General features: G+C 60.7%; 21 protein-coding genes. 9 read left to right on the forward strand and 12 right to left on the reverse strand.

The window, feature by feature from the left end; all coding sequences use genetic code 11:
* Positions 1–13: 13 nt before the first annotated feature.
* The 12 genes from EB815_RS12750 to EB815_RS12805 form a co-directional block, all read right to left on the reverse strand.
* Positions 14–586, reverse strand: a complete 573-nt coding sequence (locus tag EB815_RS12750; protein ID WP_056565952.1) for a hypothetical protein — start codon at positions 584–586, stop codon at positions 14–16.
* Complete coding sequence (locus EB815_RS12755) at positions 583–1,173, reverse strand: L,D-transpeptidase (protein WP_056565955.1); 591 nt, start codon at positions 1,171–1,173, stop codon at positions 583–585. Before EB815_RS12755 ends, EB815_RS12750 begins: the two co-directional genes overlap by 4 nt.
* The gene (locus tag EB815_RS12760; protein ID WP_056565958.1) at positions 1,157–2,320 is read right to left on the reverse strand and encodes an AAA family ATPase; all 1,164 of its coding nucleotides are present in this window, start codon (positions 2,318–2,320) and stop codon (positions 1,157–1,159) included. The genes EB815_RS12755 and EB815_RS12760 overlap by 17 nt, the downstream gene beginning before the upstream one ends.
* Positions 2,317–2,952 carry a TadE/TadG family type IV pilus assembly protein gene (locus EB815_RS12765; RefSeq protein WP_056565961.1) on the reverse strand — a complete coding sequence of 212 codons (636 nt, stop codon included), beginning with the start codon at positions 2,950–2,952 and terminating at the stop codon, positions 2,317–2,319. Before EB815_RS12765 ends, EB815_RS12760 begins: the two co-directional genes overlap by 4 nt.
* A gap of 2 nt (positions 2,953–2,954) precedes the next feature.
* On the reverse strand, positions 2,955–3,497 hold the full coding sequence (locus EB815_RS12770) for a TadE/TadG family type IV pilus assembly protein (protein ID WP_244493936.1): 543 nt from the start codon (positions 3,495–3,497) through the stop codon (positions 2,955–2,957).
* Positions 3,498–3,502: 5 nt separating this feature from the next.
* Positions 3,503–5,005 (reverse strand): TadE/TadG family type IV pilus assembly protein, encoded by a 1,503-nt coding sequence (locus EB815_RS12775; RefSeq protein WP_056565966.1) that lies wholly within the window; start codon positions 5,003–5,005, stop codon positions 3,503–3,505.
* 73 nt (positions 5,006–5,078) lie between these two features.
* On the reverse strand, positions 5,079–5,357 hold the full coding sequence (locus EB815_RS12780) for a hypothetical protein (RefSeq protein ID WP_244493937.1): 279 nt from the start codon (positions 5,355–5,357) through the stop codon (positions 5,079–5,081).
* 4 nt (positions 5,358–5,361) lie between these two features.
* Positions 5,362–6,807, reverse strand: coding sequence for a type II and III secretion system protein family protein (locus EB815_RS12785; protein ID WP_056565973.1), 1,446 nt, complete (start codon positions 6,805–6,807; stop codon positions 5,362–5,364).
* Between the two features lie 52 nt (positions 6,808–6,859).
* On the reverse strand, positions 6,860–7,915 hold the full coding sequence (gene cpaB, locus EB815_RS12790; RefSeq protein ID WP_056565976.1) for a Flp pilus assembly protein CpaB: 1,056 nt from the start codon (positions 7,913–7,915) through the stop codon (positions 6,860–6,862).
* 101 nt (positions 7,916–8,016) lie between these two features.
* Complete coding sequence (locus EB815_RS12795; RefSeq protein ID WP_056565978.1) at positions 8,017–8,196, reverse strand: Flp family type IVb pilin; 180 nt, start codon at positions 8,194–8,196, stop codon at positions 8,017–8,019.
* A gap of 183 nt (positions 8,197–8,379) precedes the next feature.
* On the reverse strand, positions 8,380–8,559 hold the full coding sequence (locus tag EB815_RS12800; protein ID WP_244493938.1) for a Flp family type IVb pilin: 180 nt from the start codon (positions 8,557–8,559) through the stop codon (positions 8,380–8,382).
* 120 nt (positions 8,560–8,679) lie between these two features.
* Entirely contained in the window at positions 8,680–8,862 is a 183-nt protein-coding gene (locus EB815_RS12805; protein ID WP_056565982.1) for a Flp family type IVb pilin, read from the reverse strand.
* Positions 8,863–9,391: 529 nt separating this feature from the next.
* Between EB815_RS12805 and EB815_RS12810 the strand changes: the two genes are divergently transcribed.
* The 9 genes from EB815_RS12810 to EB815_RS12850 all read left to right on the forward strand — a co-directional run bounded on the left by EB815_RS12810 (position 9,392) and on the right by EB815_RS12850 (position 19,126).
* Positions 9,392–10,780 (forward strand): CpaF family protein, encoded by a 1,389-nt coding sequence (locus EB815_RS12810; protein WP_056565985.1) that lies wholly within the window; start codon positions 9,392–9,394, stop codon positions 10,778–10,780.
* Entirely contained in the window at positions 10,780–11,751 is a 972-nt protein-coding gene (locus tag EB815_RS12815; RefSeq protein WP_056565988.1) for a type II secretion system F family protein, read from the forward strand. The genes EB815_RS12810 and EB815_RS12815 overlap by 1 nt, the downstream gene beginning before the upstream one ends.
* Before the next feature lie 19 nt (positions 11,752–11,770).
* Positions 11,771–12,718 (forward strand): type II secretion system F family protein, encoded by a 948-nt coding sequence (locus EB815_RS12820; protein ID WP_081295157.1) that lies wholly within the window; start codon positions 11,771–11,773, stop codon positions 12,716–12,718.
* A gap of 52 nt (positions 12,719–12,770) precedes the next feature.
* On the forward strand, positions 12,771–13,325 hold the full coding sequence (locus EB815_RS12825; protein WP_065005671.1) for a tetratricopeptide repeat protein: 555 nt from the start codon (positions 12,771–12,773) through the stop codon (positions 13,323–13,325).
* Position 13,326: 1 nt separating this feature from the next.
* Complete coding sequence (locus EB815_RS12830; protein WP_056565994.1) at positions 13,327–13,854, forward strand: prepilin peptidase; 528 nt, start codon at positions 13,327–13,329, stop codon at positions 13,852–13,854.
* 293 nt (positions 13,855–14,147) lie between these two features.
* Positions 14,148–14,813 carry a methyltransferase family protein gene (locus EB815_RS12835; protein WP_056565997.1) on the forward strand — a complete coding sequence of 222 codons (666 nt, stop codon included), beginning with the start codon at positions 14,148–14,150 and terminating at the stop codon, positions 14,811–14,813.
* A 221-nt stretch (positions 14,814–15,034) separates the two neighbouring features.
* Positions 15,035–16,177, forward strand: a complete 1,143-nt coding sequence (locus EB815_RS12840) for a hypothetical protein (protein WP_056565999.1) — start codon at positions 15,035–15,037, stop codon at positions 16,175–16,177.
* Between the two features lie 223 nt (positions 16,178–16,400).
* Positions 16,401–18,050 (forward strand): DUF882 domain-containing protein, encoded by a 1,650-nt coding sequence (locus EB815_RS12845; protein WP_056566002.1) that lies wholly within the window; start codon positions 16,401–16,403, stop codon positions 18,048–18,050.
* Positions 18,051–18,220: 170 nt separating this feature from the next.
* Positions 18,221–19,126, forward strand: coding sequence for a MurR/RpiR family transcriptional regulator (locus EB815_RS12850; protein ID WP_056566343.1), 906 nt, complete (start codon positions 18,221–18,223; stop codon positions 19,124–19,126).
* Positions 19,127–19,158: the final 32 nt, after the last annotated feature.

Raw genomic sequence — 19,158 nt, forward strand, 5'->3', positions numbered from 1 at the left:
ATCCGGAGCCGCCTCAATTGATCTTGCGATAATAGACCTTTCCGTCCGGCGTTTCGGTTCGCTGGTAGGAGGGGTTAGGGGCAGGGGGCGCGGTGCTCTTGCGCTTGGCTGGCCGCGGCGTATCGACAGCGGCGGGTTCGGCCGCGATATTGTTGGAGGATGCATCGGCCACGGTGCTGGTGGTGACGACGGCGGGTTCCGCCGCGCCCGCGCTGCCATCGTCACGCGCTGGCGGAGGGTTTTGTTCCAGCCGGGATATGTTGCCGTTGACTTCGTTGAAACTGCCCTGCAACTGGCTGTCCAGCCTTTCAAATCGGCTCTGAAAACCGTTGTTGACCGTGTCGAGCCGGGCAACGATCCGCTGCTCGAACGCGCCAAGCTCCTCCAGACGTCCCTCCACGGCGCGCAGGTCGGTGATGCCGCGATAGAGGTAGATGGCGGCGGTCGCGTTCAGCACCGCGAACAGTGTCAACCCGACGCCGACCACGACGGCCAGCCGCGACCGGCTCGCATCCTTGTCGAGCAGTTGCGGTTCGATGGGCTCGGCGGCCACGGTCGGCACGTGCGGGTCACTGATCGTCGTCATTGAACCACCACCTTGGTGCCTATTGGCACCCGCTTGAAAAGATCGATCACATCCGTGTTGGTAAGGCGAAAGCATCCAGATGTGCCGTCGAACCCCACGCCCGAGGGATCGTTGGTGCCATGGATGCGATAGAGCGTGTCGTGCCCGTCCCGAAGCAGATAGAGCGCCCGTGCGCCGAGCGGGTTATAGGGGCCTGAAGGCACCAGCTCCGGCAGTTCCGGCTGGCGGGCGCGCATTTCCCTGGGCGGGCGCCACTGCGGCCATTCCGTTTTCGCGCCGACCTTCACGACGCCGGTCCAGCCGAATCCGTCGCGTCCGACGCTGATCTGGTAGCGCAGCGCCTGGCCCTGACGGGTCACCAGGTAAAGCGCCTTCTCGTTCTTGCGGATGACGATCGTTCCCGGCTGCTCCGTGGTTGCGAAGGCAACCGCCTTGCGCAGGCTGGGGCCCATCGCCGGCAGCGGTGGCCGATCCGAAAGCCTCGATCGCGCCTGGGCGAAGTCCTGGGCCGACAGCGCCAGCGCCAGGCCGAGCACGCCGGCGCCGATCAGCCTCACGGCGGCGTCATGTCTACCGGGCAGCGTCATCGAGCCGCTCTTTGAACATCTTCTTCAGATCCTTGTTGAAGCGCGCCCGGCCATCCACTTCGGAAGGCAGGATCGCCCGGTTCAAGGCATCGGCCAGAAGGGTGTTGTCCAGGGCCACCGATTTGATGTGCGGCGCCTTGAATATCTTCTCAAGCTCGCTGCGCGAGAAATGGTTTCCGAACCATTTGCGCTTGTGCTTGTTGGCGACGAGCGTGATGCTGACCGCATTGCCGCGCAGCTCGCGGATCTTCTTGTAGAGCCGCTTGCCTTGCCGCAGCGAGGCGACGTTGAGTTCGAAGACGATGAAGATCTCGTCGCTCGTCGAAAGCACCGAATTGTGCCACGGCGTTTCGAGATTGGGCAGGTCGATGACGATGTCGTCGAAGCGGTAGGCGACGAGGTCGAGCAGCCGGAAGACGAAATCGCTGCCTTGTGGCTCGAACGGCAGCTGCGGCCTCTCGAACGCGTAGAGGGTGAGACCCGACGGGCGCGACAGCTTGATGACATCCATCAGCTCGACATCGAGCCTTTCCGGCTGGCCGATGATGCCCGCCAGGTCGAACTGGTTGAACAGATTGAGGTAGGCGCCGCAATTGGCGCTCTGGAAATCGAGATCGACCAGGCAGGTCGAAGCCGCGCGCTCGGTCGATTTCGAGGCCAGGAATTCGGCCGCCGACAAAGCGAGCGTCGTGGCGCCGGCGCCACCGCTGGCGCTGATGAAGGTGATGATGCGGCTTTTGGTTCCCTGGTTGCCGGTATCATGGAAGGTCACCGCGTTGAGCAGTTCCTTGCCGTCGAGCGGCTTGTGCAGCCAGTCCGAAGCATTCATGCGCACCAGCACGCGCGTCTGTTCCGACGTCAGCTCATCGGAAACCGCGATCAGCGGCACCGACGCCCACAGCGCGCGTGCCTCGACAATGCCTGACCTGCCGAGCAGGGCGCCATTGCCCAGATCGAGGATGACGATGCCGGGGCGCGTATCGGCGGGCGGACCTTTCAGAAAATCATCCGTCTCGGAGATCCTGACATCATAGATCGCCAGGGCATCGAGCCGCGTCGCCACCTCGCGCTTGAAAGCCGGATCGGACGAAAACAACGCCACCTGCTTTCGCTTGGTCGGTGTAACCTTGGTGTTGATGGCATTCATGGCCAGGTGCTCTTCAGATCTTCGCCCGTGACCGTGCTCAGCATGGAGGGCATGTTGATGTTGGTGAAACCCATCAGTCCTCTCAGGAAAAAGAACTGGAAGGTGATATTCTGGAGATTGACGGTGATGGTCGGCACCGGGCCGCCTAGCCGGGTCTGATAGCCCAGGCCGGTGGCCGTGTAGGTGACGACGATGTTGCTGCGCAGCAGGCCCGGGAAGAAGTGGCACATACCGGGCCGCTGGTTTGCGGCAAGCGCAGGGCAGACATCGTCATCGGTGTTTGCGGTGTCGCCACGAAAGATGCGGCTGAAATTGGCTGCGCTGAAGCCGCCACTGTTGCTACAGCCGCCCGTGCCGGCGGTGTAGGTGCAAACGAAAGGACCATAGGCGCCGGCGACAGTCGGGGCGCCGGGAGACGAGATCGGGCCCGCAGTCGCGAGGTTGGTCGCCACAGCATCCGATATCGAAGCCAACCGGGCGCCGACCTGCACCGCCTTGGTGGCCGCGTTCCATTGATAGAAGGCGTAGCCGAAGTCGACGAAGCCCAATACGAGCGTAAACAGCAGCAACGATACGATGGTCATTTCCACCATCACCGCCCCGTCTTCCGATTTTGCGAAACGCTGGATCATGGTCAGAACCGGATCAACCGCTCGTCGTGGTAGCCCTGCAGCGTTATCGGACCGATGCCGATGAACGACAACATACCGACACCGGTGTATGGATAGGTACCGGAAGCGCGGACGGTGCAGACCTGTGCCGTGGTGGAGCGATATTGGGTAACGCCGCCCACCACGGTGTCCTGGCAGGAATTGTTCGTGGTCACGGTGACATTCGATGTCTGCCAGCCGCTCACGCGCGGACTATCAGTCACGACGCCGTTAACAACCGTTACAGATGGCTTGCCGTAGACGGCGATGTTCGCGGCAATGGTGGAACAGTTGATCGCCGCCAGCCCGGAGTCGGTATACAATTGACTGTTGCAGCGCGCGGCATAGCGGGCGGCGTCTGTAAGTCCGGCCTCCATCAGCAGCTTGTCGTGGATCAGATTGCCGAACTCGAACACCCCGGCGGACAAGATCAGCATCAGCGGCGTGATCAGTGTCATCTCGACAATCACCGCGCCGCGTTGGTCGTGTCGAAATCGACCAAGATATCGGGACAGCGTCTGGAACATCGCAGTCACCGATAGAGCTGCGCTTCGTCGCGCAGGTAGTTGTCGAGTGTGCCGCTGCCGCCCTTGCCGGTGATGTCGACCAGCTCCACGTAAATATTCTTCCCGTCCTTGACCGGCTCGGTAATGAAGAAACTGCCGAACCTCCTCACCGGGATGCCGGTCTGGCGGCCGCTGAAATTCGTGCCCGCAGCCGTGAGCGCATTGCAGTCCAAGATTGCGCCGTAAAGCAGCCGGCGGTCTGGGATCGAGATCGGGGTGCCTGCCGCCGCAGGCGGGATTCCCGTTTCGCCGCCGACGGCAGCGTCCTGATAGATATTGTTGTCGATCTCGTAGCGATAGACCTCATAACGTGTCGGGAGATTGGTGCCGGTTCCTGACAGAGCCGCTGGCACGGCACGTGTCGGGTGATTGGCGGCCCAGTAGCGCGCGAAATTCCAGTCACCGGCGCCCATGCGGCCGCCCATCATCGTACAGTTCCCGGCGATCTGGCAGGAATCGCGCTCAAGCCCGACGCCCTTTGTCGGGTCTGTTTCATAGTCGACCTTGTTACTCTGGACGAACTGGCTGCCGTTCTTGGCGCCCTTGCGCACATTGACCGCGGGTCCGTCCGAGTAGTTGGACGAATTGATGCCGAAGCGCGAGTTGATGCCGTTCTCGACAGGGCCAGCGTTCTGCCCCGGCTCGGTGGTGACGCCGTCGCGCGAATAACAATTCTGCGGTTTGGAGTCGGCGAGCATTTTTTCGAGCTGGTTGGCGCCGTTGCCGAACGGAGAAGCCAGGAAAGCGAAGTTGCCGGGAAAGTAGGATCCGTCGCCGCGCAGCACGATTTGGCGGCGACGGTATTGCCTGGTCTGTGCAGCCTGCTCCAGCGTGACGCCGCCGGTGATGGTTGTGTCCTCATACGGGTTGCACATGAAAACGGGCGTGTAATCGCAGACACCCGACGTGAACCCGGCAGTCGCCCGGGCAGCGACGTTCAAGCTATTACTGGCCGAATTGCCCGTCAGAAACGACGCTGGGAATATCGCGGCGAAACCGACTGGCGTGACCTTCACTTCAATGAATGCGGTTTCACCCTCGCCGATGGATTGCGTAGCATTGGCATAGTTTGCGCTGGTGACCAAAGTCCCGTCCGACGCGGGTATGGTCTTCAGGAAACACCACGAAATGTTGCCGGCGCTGTTGCATTGTGCGGTGCCGCCTGGTTGCCCAGACGTCAAGGTGAACCGGCCAGTAGAGCCAACGGTCGAGAAAGTGGCATCGTTGGCAACCAGTGTCGCCATGGCGCGTTCGGCCCTGGCCCATGAACCGGGCAAGCCATCAAGTTCGGCTGCTCCGGCCAACGCAAAGGCATCCGCCGCCTTCTGCAAATCATTGTGCAGATTGTTGACCCGGCTCATGTCGATCGCCAGCAGCGAAAAGCCGATGATTGCCGGCAGCGTAATGCTGACGAGGATCAGCGCTATTCCCCTCTGGTCGCGCCAGAATGCGCGAATGGTCCGCAGCATGGTCCTTGCCCCTTGCTCCCCTGACGCCAGGACCCCTCGTATGGTCCGGCGCGCTGAAACCGCGTCCTTCTGTTCACTGCCCCGTAGTCACACCCGCCCCGCCGACATTGACCGTGATGGCCGGTGGCGGCGGCGGCGGCGGTGGAAATTTGTAGCTGTGCGCCACGGCGGCCGCGCGCGCACCGTCGCCTTCGATGTGCGTATTCCTGGACGCCGGATTGAATGGATCGACCGTCTGCGCCAGCGAGTTGTATCTCTGCGTGTCGCCGGCCGCCAAAGTCACTGAATCGTAGTGATTCAGATAGTCCGCGGCGCAGCCTGACAATGCGCTGGCGCACAGGATGGGGATCAAGATCCTATTTCTTGACATAGAGCATCTTGTCCTTCGATTTGAAGTCGAGCATGTGCCCATAGGGGCCGGTGACGCCGTCGCCGGTCTCATATTTTCGGATCATGTCCTTGTTCACCTCGAGCTGACCAAGGACGAAGAATTCCGGATCATTGGCCGGCCGCGTCTTGTCGAACGGCGTCGCCAGCTGCTCGCCGGGCTTCACCGGCCGCACGATGTGCGGCGTGACGATGACCACCAGTTCGGTTTCTTCCTTCTGGCTGCTCGAATTGCGGAACAGCGTCCCGATGACCGGGACCTGGCCAAGCCACGGCACCTGGTTCTGCAGCTTGGTGGTCTTGCTGGACAAAAGCCCGCCGACCGCGAAGCTCTGGCCGTCGCGCAATTCGACGACGGTGGACAGTTTGCGGTTGGTGAAGATCGGGTCGCCGGCGGTGGTGAAGCCGTTCAGGTCGCTGACTTCCGGCGCCAGGTTCATGTGGATCTTGCCGTCGTCGAGTACGACCGGTGTGAACAGAAGATTGACGCCGAATTGCTTGTAGACGATGTTGATCTGGCCATCCTTGTCGAGACTGCGAATAGGCACTTCACCGCCGGCGTTGAAGCTGGCCTGCTCGCCGGAAAGCGTGGTGAGATTGGGGTTCGCGAGTGTGCGCACCACCCCCTTGGCCTCAAGCGCCTCGATGTACAAATCGACCTTGATATTGCTGTCGATGACGCGGGTGAGCAGCGCTCCGAAGGGGGTGGAGTTGGACAGGAGGTTGCTTAGCAGAGCTCCTGAGCCGAGCACCTCCTTGTTTTCATCAACCGCGGCAATACCCGTTCCGACTTTGGTCGTGCCGCTGCCGTTCGTGCTCTTGAGCGACACCCCGAGGTCGCGGCCGGAGTTGCGCTTGGCTTCCAGCACGCGCACTTCCAGATTGACCTGCTGGCTGTCGTCGACGATGACCGAGTTGATGATGGCATCAGGACCATATTGCTGTGCGACTTCCATGATCGCCGCCAGCGTGGCGCCGTCCTTGACATGACCGGCAAGCCTGACCCTGCCGTTGACCGAGCCGATCTCGATGCGCGACTTGGGTGCCACCTGGCGGATCGCTTGCGCCATGTCGGAGACATCGACGCCGACTTCGACCTGGATGACGCCGAGCGAGCGCTTGTCGGTGGAGAACAGATTGACCGTGGTGGTGCCGGCGCCCTTGCCGATCACATAGAGCGTGCGGTCGGTCATCGGCTGCGCATCGGCGATCTTCTCGTCGCCGACGACGATATCGCCCAGATTGGCATTCACCTGCAAAGTCACCGATTGCGACATCGGCAGGAAAACACGATGGACGCTGGGGTTCGACACGTCGATGAAGCGGTCGGCCGCATCGGCCGCAAGGCTCGATAGCGACAGTGCAGCCAGAGCCGACAACGCGGCCGCCCCCATCCTCACCCAAAACCCTTGCATCCCGGTCTCCCCAATCGCCGCTGGCGGCGGCGCCAAACTGGTCGCGGCGCCTTTATGGCTGCCGCGGCACGTCATATGTTTCGAGCTTCACACCTCGGAAGACGCCCACCGTCGCGCGCGCCGGCGGTTCCGGCTGCACGTACTTGACGACTTCCTTGACGACTTCGTGGACTTCCGGCGCCGACGTTACGGCAGGAGCCGGCTTCACCTTGCTCAACTGGTCGATCTGGCTGCCAACCCGCTCCACCGCCTGCGCAAGGCCGGCGATCTTGTCGTCCGCGCGCTTGCGCTCAGCCGCGGCCTCCGCTTCCGCCGCGGCCTTCTTGCTGAGCTCCGCCTGCCTTGCGGCGACGTCGGCCGGTGTTTCGCCGGTCAGGTCGGAAAGCGTCACACGTTCGGTGGTCTCGCCCTTGCTGGCCGCGGCCTGGCGAAGGGCCAGCGACAATTGTCCGGCGCCTGCCGCCAGCGTCAGCTTCTGCGCATCCTTGGTGCTGGCCTCGAGTGTCACCGATTTGACGACAGTCGGGCTGTCCTTGCTCGCATCCGCGACCTGGTCGACGGCGAGCACCTTCATGCTCTGCAGAAGCACGTCGACAAAACTCTGGTCCGCGCCATCATTGCCGCGCACGGTTCGCGTCAGCAACACGTCGACACGGTCGCCCGGAAAGACGAATCCGGCGACGCCGAGCACGTCGTTGACGCGGATGGAAACGGCCTTCATGCCCTCGCCGAGAACCGCCGAAAGCGTGGCGCGCTGGCCCGGACCCGTGATCTTGCTGGCGAGCACGGGTTCGTTGACGCCGATCGCCTGCAATGCCTGCTTGGGGGCTCCGCCGGCCGGAACGTCCTTCGTCAGGAGTTCTTCCGTGGTCTTGAAAGCGCCGGCCGGAATCGCGCCCGACGGCCATGCGACCTCACGCAATTTGTCGGCGGACAGTGTGTCGCCAAACTTCAGCGCCACGGTGGCCACGACAACCGTGTCGCGCTGAACATCCTCCGTCCGCGCCATGGCGCTGCGCTGGTTGGCCAGCCAGATATTGGCGAGCACCACGGCCAGCACGCCGAACACGCCGGCAAGGACGATCATGATGACGGTGTTTGCGCGCATAACCCCAACCCACTCTATCGACTACGTGCCGCCCAAGGTCGCCTGTCTTTGGTTGAAAAGAGGGTAGGCCCAGGCGTCCACGCCAGGGCCAACCCGAAGCGTCACGAGCCAGCGAGCGCCGTGTTAAGTGTGTTCCACTGGCCACCCACCCACGTGCCTACCCCGATGATCGTTGCGATCACGGCCACCGTGATGATGCCAAGCAGGATGGTGTATTCGACCATGGCAGCGCCGTTTTCATCGTCGCGGAACTGCCGGGTCATTATAATGAGCTTGTTCACGCCAATTCTCCGTTGAATTGAAGATTTGAACTGACGAGCCGAGGATTTCCACCAAAGCATCTCTCGCCATCCCAAATCGACCGTCTTTGCCTGCCTGCCAACCGAAGATCGCATCGAGAGGTCGATCGATCTTTCAGTCGAAGGAGCAGGCCCAAGTCCACGCGGCTTGGGCCTGCTCGAACATCAAGACGCGGGGAGTGCGCTATTGAGCGCTGTCCATTTACCATTGACCCATGTGCCTACCCCGATGATCGTTGCGATGACGGCCACCGTGATGATGCCAAGCAGGATAGTGTATTCGACCATGGCAGCACCGTTTTCATCGTCGCGGAACTGCCGGGTCATCGTCATGAGCTTCTTCACGTCAATTTCTCCCTTTGGAGGTTGAATACGACGAGACAACCTGAGGATAACTCCGCTCAAGCCACTCGCCATCTTGGTAAGACGGCAGGCCCAAACCTTTCTGTTGGGCCTGCTAGATAGTTATGACGCCGTTGTAAGATTCGCGTTCAGGGCCGTCCACTTCGTGTTGACCCAGCCGCCTACCCCGATGATCGTTGCGATCACGGCCACCGTGATGATGCCGAGCAGGATCGTGTATTCGACCATGGCAGCGCCGTTTTCATCGTCGCGGAACTGCCGGGTCATCGTCATGAGTTTCTTCATGCCAATTTCTCCTTTTGGAGGTTGAACCCGACGAGACAGAGCCAAGGATGTACTCCATACCCAGCATCCCCCGTCACGTTGATCCTAGGTCGCGCCAAAAAGCAGAGTCAAACGGGATTAAGGGTCCCTTAACTTTCATATACCTGATTCGCCAAGAAAAAAGCGGCTCAACATCTTGGCAAGGGATTGATTCGTATCATTTTTCAACCGTTCTTAACCATTCGTTCACAATTCCGTCCTGCATGCGGCACGATTATGGATAAATTAGCAATACCGCATATTCCTTTATATCTAAGGGTTTAAGCGAGGCATCGCGGTGGTTCCGGGCGGAGGGATGGCCGTGCACGGAAGGGGTGCGAATCGCACGATTGCAGTTCGCGAACCATATCAAATAAACAAAGGATTACCGGGCCGACGACCTTAACTATGTTGAAAGTATTGCCTGTACGCAGGCCATCCTGGCGCTTGTGCCGACGGTGGTTAACGTTTAGTTTCCACTAATATGCGTCTGAGAGGAATATAAGCGATTATGCTGGGGCGATTCATCAGGGGGGCAGGCGAACAGCAGGTGGCGACAAAGGCCGAGTCGGCGGCGGTGCTGCCTGTCACTCCGTCCCTTTCGCCAGCCGCTGATATCGAATCGCATGGCGACGATTTTCTGACGCTCAAGGTCGAGCTCCATCGCCACCTTATCGACCGGTTCAACCTCGCCACTCTTGAAAATGCCTCGAAGGATGAGATCCTGGATGAGATCCGCCCGATCGTTCGCGAGTTCGTCCGAAACAGAAGCGTGCCGCTGAACGCACGCGAACTCGACCAACTGACCAGCGACACCGCCGATGAAATGCTGGGGCTGGGACCGATCGAGCCGCTGCTGAAGGATGATTCGATTTCCGACATCCTGATCAACACCCACGATCGCGTCTTCATCGAACGGCGCGGTGTAATCGAGGAAACCGCAATCCGGTTTCGCGACGAGGCGCATCTGCTGCGCGTCATCGGCAAGATCGTTTCGGCGATCGGCAGGCGCGTCGATGAATCGGCGCCGATGGTCGATGCCCGCCTGGAAGACGGGTCTCGCGTCAATATTGCGGTGCGGCCGGTCTCGGTCGACGGGCCGCTGGTGTCGATCCGCAAATTTTCCAAGAATCCATATTCGCTCGAACGATTGATGGCGCTCAATTCAATCCGTCAGCCGATGATCGAGCTGCTGCGCATCGCCGTGCAGGCGCGCAAGTCGATCCTGGTTTCCGGCGGCACAGGCAGTGGCAAGACGACCTTGCTCAACGCCCTGTCAGCCTACATCCCGTCCAGGGAACGCTTGATCACCATCGAGGATGCGGCGGAGTTGCAGTTGCAGCAGCCGCATGTCGGCCGGCTCGAGACGCGGCCGCCCAATGTCGAAGGCAAGGGCGAAGTCCGCCAGCGCGAACTGCTGAAAAACGCGCTTCGCATGCGGCCCGATCGCATCATCGTCGGCGAGGTGCGCGGCGAGGAAGCCTTCGACATGCTGCAGGCGATGAACACCGGTCACGAAGGCTCGATGACCACCATCCATGCCAACACACCGCGCGACGCCATCTCGCGGCTCGAGCAGATGGTCGGCATGGCCGGCATGCCGATGAGCCATGACTCAATCCGGGCGCAGATCGCGTCGGCCATCGACATCATCGTGCAGACGCAACGTCTCTCCGACGGCGGCCGGCGCGTGACTTCGATCTCGGAAATCACTGGCATGGAGGGCAATATCGTCCAGCTTCAGGAAATCTACCATTTCGTCCGGCGCGATATGGGCGCCGATGGCAGCATCGTGGGCGAATTCCGCGCCACCGGTGTTCGGCCGCGCTTTGCCCAGGAAGCGGCGACGCTCGGCCATCAGTTCGCCAAGGACGCCTTCAACCCGCAGGTTCCACTCTGATGCTGACAGGGCAGGCTTTGCTCTACTTCATTTACGTGCTGGCGGCGGCGTCGGTTATCCTTGCCGGCGAATCCTTCTATCTGTCCTTCGCCGGAAGACGAGCGCGTGCGGGCGCGATCAACCGGCGGCTCAAGCGGCTTGGAGAAGAAACGACCGCGGAACAGAGCTTGCAGGGACTGCTGCAAGAGCGCGGCCTGACAGGGGCCGGCGATTTCAGCTTCGGTGCGATAGGGCTGAACCGGCTCTACACCCAGTCCGGCATCACCGGTAACCCACTGGCTTTCGCGGCAGTGTTCCTGTTCGCGGGCCTCTCGCTGGCACTTGTGATGGCTTTGCTTCTGGATTTTTCCGTTACGGTCGCGGTCATTGTTTTGCTGCTCGTCGGATTCGCGCTGCCGATTCTGGTTCTGCGGCGCGCCCGGAACAAGCGTATCCAGAAATTCGCCACGCAACTGCCAGATGCGCTCGACATGATCGTACGCTCGCTACGCGCCGGCCACCCGACCACCGTGGCGATCGGGCTGGTCGCTCGCGAAATGCCGGATCCGCTGGGAACCGAATTCGGCATCGTGTCCGATGAAATCACATTCGGCCTCAGTCTCGAACAGGCGGTCCGAAAGCTGTCGGAGAGGGTGGGTTTCGAGGGGCTTCACCTTCTGTCCGTGTCGCTCTCGATCCAATCCAAGACCGGCGGCAACCTCACCGAGATCCTGTCCAACCTGTCATCCGTGCTGCGCGAACGGCGCAAGATGCGGCTGAAGATAAGGGCGCTTTCGGCCGAGGGCCGAGTGTCGGCCTGGATCATTTCGCTGTTTCCAGTCTTCATGTTCTGCATCCTCTATTTCATCGCACCGACCTTTTATGGCGACGTGTGGGACAGTCCGCTCATTCTGCCGGTTTTTCTGATCTTTGGATCATGGGCGCTGCTGGGCGATTTCATCATGTATCGGATGGTCAATTTGGATCTCTGAGGGACGGGACATAGACTTCGTGACCAATATTGGAAATTCGCCCGTGCTACTCTCTCTTGCCGTCTTTGGGGCGGCGGCGGCGTTTTTTCTGGTGGTCGCGTTCGTCATAACGCCAGTCCTCCAGACCAGAAGGCTGGTTGCCCGCAGCCTGTTGTCCGAGGGCATAACCAATCGCCGCTCACTTTTGGGTCAGGAACAATTGGCCAGGATTTCGGCGCAGCGGCCGGTGGATGCCTACTTCCGCGCGCTGGAGAAGGAGCGCGGTCAGCCGAATGCGCTGGAAGCGAAATTGTTTCGAGCCGGATTCCATCAAGCAAGTGCGCCGATAATCTACACGCTGTCGCGGCTCGGTGCGGTCTGTGTCGGTTTTCTGGCCAGTTACGCTCTCCTGTCCCGGCTGTTGCCGCCCCAATTGCCCGGGTTTCTCGCTTTTGCCGGTGCTTCTCTCTTCGGTCTCGCCTGCATCGTGGTGCCAAGCATCCTGCTCGACCGCTTCGAGAATGGGCAGAAGCAGATATACCGCCGCGGCTTTCCCGACTTCATGGACATGATGATCACTTGCGCCGATGCGGGCATGAGCCTGGAGGCGGCGGTTGAGCGCGTCGGCACTGAATTGGCCGGCACCCACAAATGGCTCGGCATTCAGCTATCGATCATGAATCTGCAATTGCGTGCCGGTAAGCCGTTGCGAGAAGCGCTGCATGAGCTTTCGGACCGTATCGGCCTCGAAGAGGCGCGGGCGCTGGCGGTTTTGTTCCGGCAGTCGGAAGAACTGGGCACCAGCCTGACGGATGCCTTGCGCGTCTACAGCGACGAGATGCGCAGCCAGCGGATTCTTCAGGCCGAGGAACGCGCCAATGCCTTGCCGGTCAAGATGATGATTCCATTGGGGCTCTGCATCTTCCCGGTGGTGATGATGGTTATCATGCTGCCTCTCATCATTCGCATGAAGGGCATTTTCTTCTGAATAGGTATATGCTTTGGTTCTAAAATAGAGTCGTGGACTCTTGGGGGCAAAAATGACAAGGCCAATGCGCCTCGCAGCCGCAGCCATTCTGTCGATGATGACGCTCGCCGGCTGTCAAACGAACGGGGCGGACACAACTGCTGGTGTCGTGCGCACCAACGAGCCGTCGAAAGGCGACGTCACGTCGTTTGGCGATGCCTTCGATGGGTTGAAGACCGTCAGCGACGTGGAATACTACGCTTCGGACCAGGCCGTGGCAGAAGCCAAGAACCAGTTCCGCGCGGAAAACTACGGCAATGCCGGCGCGCTGTTCTTCAAGGCGACGCAACTGGCCCCCAATGATGGTAACGCCTGGATGGGTTTGGCCGCTTCCTGCGATCGCATCCACCGTTTCGACCTCGCCGACCGGGCCTATGGCAGGGCTTTCAAGCTGGCTGGTGCTACGCCGGAATATTACAACAATGTCGGCTATTCCTACCTGCTGCGCGGCAAGCTGCAGGATGCACGCAGCAACTTCCTCAAGGCCTACGAACTGGCGCCCAACGATCCGACCGTGGCCAACAATCTGAAGCTGCTGTCGTCGAGCGTACAGAACATCGAGCGCTAGCATGTTGCTTATCGAGGTGTTCCTGCTGAAAGCACTCGCCATCCCCTTGCTGGCGAGGATTGCGTGGCTGGACTTCACGACACAGAAGATAGCCAACCGTGACGTGCTACTGCTGCTCTGCTTGGGAGGCGGATCGCTCTTGCTGCTGTCGCTCCAGTCCGGATCGTGGTGGGACATAGGGGCGAGCACGATCGCCGCGCTTGTTCTGTTCGTGGCGCTCTTCCCGTTTTGGCTGTTGCGAAAGGTCGGCGCGGGCGATGTCAAGCTGATGGCAGTCGTGCCGTTTCTGGTCGGCGGAAATGATCTCGTCGGGTTTTCTGTGTTGCTTCTGCTTTTCGCCCTCGCCACGGCCATGGTCGTGAAAAATCCCTTCTTGCTGCCGCAAGGGGCCTTCCGCCTTTACGTTCAACACCTTGATCGCAAGGGTGTAGTCCCGTTTGGCGTACCGATCTCAGTTGCTTCCATCTGCATGATTGCCTTGCAACTCGGATACGGCTTTATGACCCCAGGATCTCTATTGATGGGGTAACCGGCGGGCGCTGGGCTACTTTCAAAAAATCCCAGAAAGAATAAGACCAACGGCCATCGCTCCATCTCCAATGTCATAGCGGGACGAGAGAACCACTTCGTGTCCGCCACACAAGGCAATGGTTTCAGGACAATTAATCAGCATGCGCTGGCTTTCTAGACTAGTCAGGTGGCTTTGATGATTTCGATCATACATGTCGACTGGCGGCTAGCTTGGCCGTTAACGCTTAGGAAACGATTTTCTTGTCGGCGCACGCAAGTAATGCTTCAGTGCCGCTTCGCAGGGGGAGCAAAATGTTGAAAGAAGATTTTCTTGGTCGTATCGCGATCGTTAGTGTCATGACGGTCTTGACAGTTCTCAGTGCGATTCCTCTGTTCTACTATTTCCACCAGAGCGGATCGATAAATTCGCTGGCCATCGTCAACCAAGCCTTGGCGACGGTATTTTCCGGCTTGCAGGTTTTCCTGACGGTCGGTCGTCTGCCACCGAAAGGAACCGCCCGGGGAATCGAACCAAGGGTCACTTCCGTAGCCGGAACTTTCCTGATCATCATTGCAATGTTTCTGACCCCGGCGCTGGAAAGCGCGGCCGTGCAAGTGGCGGCGTTGTGCTTGATTTTCATAGGCATGGTCAGTTCTGTGTTTTGCCTCTACTGGCTCGGTCGCTCGTTTTCCATCATGGCTACGGCCCGCCAACTGGTTACCTCTGGCCCATATTCCATTGTTCGCCATCCGCTCTACATCTGCGAGGCGACATTCATTCTTGGAATGATCCTTTCGCATCTTTCGGTTTTGATGGTGGCGCTAGGCGCGGTCCAGTTTTTTGCGCAGTATCGACGTGCACGAAACGAGGAAGGCATCCTTCGGCAGACGTTTCCCGAATATGATGCATATGCCCGGCGCGTCCCAATGCTTTTTCCGCGTTTCCGTCATGTGGAAGTGCCTGCACCTGGCCAGTGATGGCCGCTCCACTTCCCTTTAAGTGAAGTCAGATGGCATCTCTCGTTGAGACAGCGCACACGAGGACGATAGAGGCAAGCCGATAGAAGCGTCGGCGATCATGTCGATGAAATGGGTTTTCGCACCAGGACACTCGACGGGATCATGATCATGAATTGCGTCGACACCTTGCCGAGCGACCAGGTCGATGGCTAGATGAACCATCCACAGGGGAAGGTACCATGGCACTTCACCTTTCGGCGGATGCCCCGGCTTCGGTCGCTGCCACGCCGCAAAAATATCTCTTTGGCCCGTTCATCGACTTCTTCATGCTTGGCGGAAGCGCGCTTCTGATCCTGCCGGTCCTGTATTTTCTGCCTTTGCGCTACGAAGCCGCCGTTACGCTGACGATGTTCCTGCTCTCGCACCTCATAAACCAGCCGCATTTCGGCCATTCGTACCAGATCTTCTATCGCAACTTCGCCCGCAAGGTGCGTGGTGAGGGGTACGGCCGCAATCTCCAGATCCGCTATGTTCTCGCGGGCATTGTCGTCCCGCTCGCCATGATCGCCTTCTTTGCCTATGGCTCGCTGACGGGCAACGTCCGTCTTCTGGGCTATGCGACCAACGCGATGGGCTTTTTCGTCGGCTGGCATTATGTCAAGCAAGGCTACGGCATGCTGATGGTGGATGCCGTGCTGAAGCGCAAATTCTTCAGCGATCAGGACAAGAAGGTGTTGCTTTTCAACGGCTATGCCGTGTGGCTGTTCGCCTGGCTTCAGACGAATGTGGTGATCACCGAGAGGCAATTCTGGGGTCTGGAGTACTACACCTTCGCGGTCCCGCCATGGCTCATCACCATCGCCATGTCGATTGCCGCCGCCTCGTCGGCCGCCACCGCCGTGATGTTCATCAATCGCTGGCGCAGGCATGGTGGGGCGCTGCCTTATAACGGCGTCGTTGCCTACGTCGTGTCGCTCTATGCCTGGATCCTGTTCGTGACGCTGAACCCGCTCTGGCTGCTCGTCGTGCCGGCGCTCCATTCCTTGCAATACCTGGCGGTGGTCTGGCGCTACCAGACCAATGTCGAGCGCGACCGCGCGGATGCCGTCGCGAAGCCGGGATTGAAGGCCCTGTCCATTCTTGGGCCGCTCTACAGGCTGCGCGTCCTGGCCTTCATCGTCTTTGGCGCAATTCTAGGCGCGCTCGGCTTCTGGCTGGTGCCGATGGCGCTGTCCGCCATCGTTCCCTATGACAAGGCGGTGCTCGGCTCGTCGCTGTTCCTCTTCATCGCCTGGATATTCATCAACGTGCACCATTACTTCCTGGACAATGTGATGTGGCGGCGCGGCAATCCGGAAGTCTCGAAATATCTGTTTCGCTGAAGCCATCGATTGAATTCAGTCCGGGCAGCGGCCAGTGCGGATAGGCCCATTCCCGGTACGGACACGATTCGTTAACCAAGATGCTGTTCATCGACAGGACGAGTTTGTGCGACGGCCGCCCGTCCGCCTGTTCAACCCTGCTTGTCAGGTCGAGGTTTAGAAAGAAGGCTCGGCGGCTGGCGAAAGACGTCAAATCGCCCGAAACAGAATCAATGTGCAAGGCATGAACGTGATTGAAAGCGAACAGAGCGCACCCGGCGCCTCCCATCGTTGGACATGGCTGCCGGCCATCGTGGTCGCATTCCTTTGCCTGTGCGTCACCAGCGCGTCCGCCGAGACGCGCGCCTTGAGGATTCAACATCTTCATACCGGCGAGAAGGCCGAGATCGTCTTCAAGCGCAACGGGCGCTATGATCAGGCGGGATTGAAGAAGATCAATTTCATGTTGCGCGACTGGCGCCGCAACGAGCCGACCAGGATGGATCCGCGCCTGCTCGACCTTGTCTGGCAGGCCTATCGCGCCAGCGGCTCGACATCCTACATCCATGTGGTCAGCGCCTATCGCTCACCGGCGACGAACGCCATGCTGCGCAGCCGCTCGAAGGGCGTTGCCCGGGAAAGCCAGCACATGGTTGGCCGCGCGATGGATTTCTTCCTGCCGGACGTGCCGCTGAAGAAGCTGCGCGACATCGGCCTCAAGATGCAGGGCGGCGGCGTGGGCTACTACCCGACCTCCGGTTCGCCTTTCATTCACATGGATGTCGGCAATGTGCGGCATTGGCCGGGCATCAGCCGGCAGGAACTCGCCAGGGTCTTCCCGAACGGCAACACGCTGCATGTGCCGAGCGACGGCCGGCCGCTGCCCGGCTATGACCAGGCGCTCGCCGCCTACAAGTCGCGCAAGTCCGCCGGCACGCCCAATATCGAGCTGGCAAGCGCCGACGGCGGTCAACGCAGGCCGGCGCGAGGCCTGCTGGCAACGCTTCTGGGCGGGCGCGGCGCGGACGAGGCGGAGGATGTCGCGGAGGCGGTGCCTGCGCCACGCAAACCGGCCAGGTCCGTCGAACCCAAGACCGCGGGACAAGGCATCGCCATCGTGCCGCCGCAGGATGCCCGGCGCGCGGACATCCAGGTGGCTTCCGCCGGTACGGCCGAGGAACCGCTCGCTGAGCAAAACAGCAAGACACCGGAAGCAATCGTCATGGCGATGGCGCCGGACTCGGTACCGCTGCCGGCCTTCGCCCCGCGTGCCACCGCGACGGCCAGCATTCCGACGCCGCAACCCGCACCGTTCGCGGTAGCCAGCGCGTCCTCGGCACGTGCCGAATTGGCGGGCGTCAAGCCGGCGGCAGCCAATGCCGAACTGCCCTTGGGCAAGACGGATGCCGCTCCGGCGGCCGTTGCGCCGGTCATGGTGGCGCTCAACATCCCCGTGCCGACATGGCGGCCGCAGAGCCGGACAAGCCCGGCGCCTCAGCCGGAAGCAGCCAAATCCGCTGATGCCGTCGCTGCCTTGCTGGCCATGCATCATCCCGACGATGGGCATGGACTGCCAGTTCGACAGGTTGCGGTCCCTGCATCGAAACCCGAGGATCGCGTCAGGACGAGCCCGAAGGCCGATCGTGTCCAGCCGCGTCTCGATCCCGAAGCCACCGCCATGATTGTGCCAGCCGCGTCAACCGGCCGGCCGCTTGCGGGACGCCTTGGCATGGCAGCCGGGCCGACGGCGGCACCTGTCATCGCCGCCAATTTCATCCGCACGGCGCCGGAGCAGGTCTATCTCGACGGATTCCAGCCGCGTGGACAGACGTCCGATCACCGCCGCTTCACCGGTTCGGCGGTCAAGTTCCTGCCCATCGCCAGCTTCAAATAGGGGCGGACGCGGCCGTTCGGCCGGCGTGGACAGATGTCGTGCAACACGGATGCTCGGGCCGTCACCCCTGCCGAAACCGCGCTGACGGTTCTGTAAGATATTTTCCAAATTTGACAATCTCACATGAAATTGTAAGGTAATCGTCTTCCCGTCAGCGAGAGGCGATGACCATGTCGATCCGCGAAGAACTGGCCAACACGACCTTGGCGTTCACGTCGGCGGAAGAAAAGATCGTCCAGGTCCTGCTAGCCGATTATCCGATGTCGGGGCTTGGAACAGCGACCCGTCTGGCACGGCGCGCCGGGGTCAGCGACCCCAGCGTGACACGGCTGATGACCAAGCTCGGCTATGTCGGCTTTGCCGATTTCCAGGCGCGTCTGCTCACCGAGGTCGAATCCAGGCTGCACTCGCCGCTGCTGATGATGGAGGCCAAGCGCCCGGGCGGCTCCAGCGAAGGCACGGCACTGGCCTATTTCCACTCGGTTTCCGACAGCCTGGAGCGCACACGCACGGCGGTGCCGCTGCAGGCCTATACGCGCGCGGTCAATTTGCTGCTCGAAACCAAGGGCCAGGTCGTGCTGCTGGGCGGCCGCTTCAGCCGGCATATCGCCTCCATGCTTGCCGGCTACCTCCTGCAATTCCGCTCGGGCGTGCGCGACATCGGTTCGCTCAGCCCTGCCGATTTCGATCTCCTGATCGACCTTGGCAGGCGCGACCTCCTCGTCGTGTTCGACTATCGGCGCTACCAGTCGGACGTGGTGAGCTTCGCGCAACAGGCGCACGAACGCGGCGTCTCCATCCTGTTGTTCACCGATGTGTGGCTGTCGCCGATATCTGATATCGCCGATCTGACCATGGTCGCGGCGATCGACGCCAACTCGCCCTTCGACACGCTGGCCACCGCCGTCGCGCAGATGGAAACGGTCTTCGCCCATGCGCTGGAAGGCCATGGCGCCGGGGTGCGCAAGCGCATCGAGGATATCGAGAAGATCCGCAGCGCCAATGCCGTCACCCTCGATGCCGCTCTGTCGGCACCGGAGAACGAAGCCGCCAAACCCAGAACCCCCAGGAAATAGCGTCGAAGCGACAGCGCGGCGATGCGAGGAAG

Source organism: Mesorhizobium loti (assembly GCF_013170705.1).
GTDB classification, from domain to species: Bacteria; Pseudomonadota; Alphaproteobacteria; order Rhizobiales; family Rhizobiaceae; genus Mesorhizobium; species Mesorhizobium loti_D.

What these genes read in the sequence shown, in the direction of transcription:
- EB815_RS12750 (WP_056565952.1), bottom strand. Translation starts at nt 586, where the DNA reads ATGACGACGATCAGTGACCCGCACGTGCCGACCGTGGCCGCCGAGCCC.
- EB815_RS12755 (WP_056565955.1), bottom strand. Translation starts at nt 1,173, where the DNA reads ATGACGCTGCCCGGTAGACATGACGCCGCCGTGAGGCTGATCGGCGCC.
- EB815_RS12760 (WP_056565958.1), bottom strand. Translation starts at nt 2,320, where the DNA reads ATGAATGCCATCAACACCAAGGTTACACCGACCAAGCGAAAGCAGGTG.
- EB815_RS12765 (WP_056565961.1), bottom strand. Translation starts at nt 2,952, where the DNA reads ATGATCCAGCGTTTCGCAAAATCGGAAGACGGGGCGGTGATGGTGGAA.
- EB815_RS12770 (WP_244493936.1), bottom strand. Translation starts at nt 3,497, where the DNA reads ATGTTCCAGACGCTGTCCCGATATCTTGGTCGATTTCGACACGACCAA.
- EB815_RS12775 (WP_056565966.1), bottom strand. Translation starts at nt 5,005, where the DNA reads ATGCTGCGGACCATTCGCGCATTCTGGCGCGACCAGAGGGGAATAGCG.
- EB815_RS12785 (WP_056565973.1), bottom strand. Translation starts at nt 6,807, where the DNA reads ATGCAAGGGTTTTGGGTGAGGATGGGGGCGGCCGCGTTGTCGGCTCTG.
- cpaB (WP_056565976.1), bottom strand. Translation starts at nt 7,915, where the DNA reads ATGCGCGCAAACACCGTCATCATGATCGTCCTTGCCGGCGTGTTCGGC.
- EB815_RS12805 (WP_056565982.1), bottom strand. Translation starts at nt 8,862, where the DNA reads ATGAAGAAACTCATGACGATGACCCGGCAGTTCCGCGACGATGAAAAC.
- EB815_RS12810 (WP_056565985.1), top strand. Translation starts at nt 9,392, where the DNA reads ATGCTGGGGCGATTCATCAGGGGGGCAGGCGAACAGCAGGTGGCGACA.
- EB815_RS12815 (WP_056565988.1), top strand. Translation starts at nt 10,780, where the DNA reads ATGCTGACAGGGCAGGCTTTGCTCTACTTCATTTACGTGCTGGCGGCG.
- EB815_RS12825 (WP_065005671.1), top strand. Translation starts at nt 12,771, where the DNA reads ATGACAAGGCCAATGCGCCTCGCAGCCGCAGCCATTCTGTCGATGATG.
- EB815_RS12830 (WP_056565994.1), top strand. Translation starts at nt 13,327, where the DNA reads ATGTTGCTTATCGAGGTGTTCCTGCTGAAAGCACTCGCCATCCCCTTG.
- EB815_RS12835 (WP_056565997.1), top strand. Translation starts at nt 14,148, where the DNA reads ATGTTGAAAGAAGATTTTCTTGGTCGTATCGCGATCGTTAGTGTCATG.
- EB815_RS12840 (WP_056565999.1), top strand. Translation starts at nt 15,035, where the DNA reads ATGGCACTTCACCTTTCGGCGGATGCCCCGGCTTCGGTCGCTGCCACG.
- EB815_RS12845 (WP_056566002.1), top strand. Translation starts at nt 16,401, where the DNA reads ATGAACGTGATTGAAAGCGAACAGAGCGCACCCGGCGCCTCCCATCGT.
- EB815_RS12850 (WP_056566343.1), top strand. Translation starts at nt 18,221, where the DNA reads ATGTCGATCCGCGAAGAACTGGCCAACACGACCTTGGCGTTCACGTCG.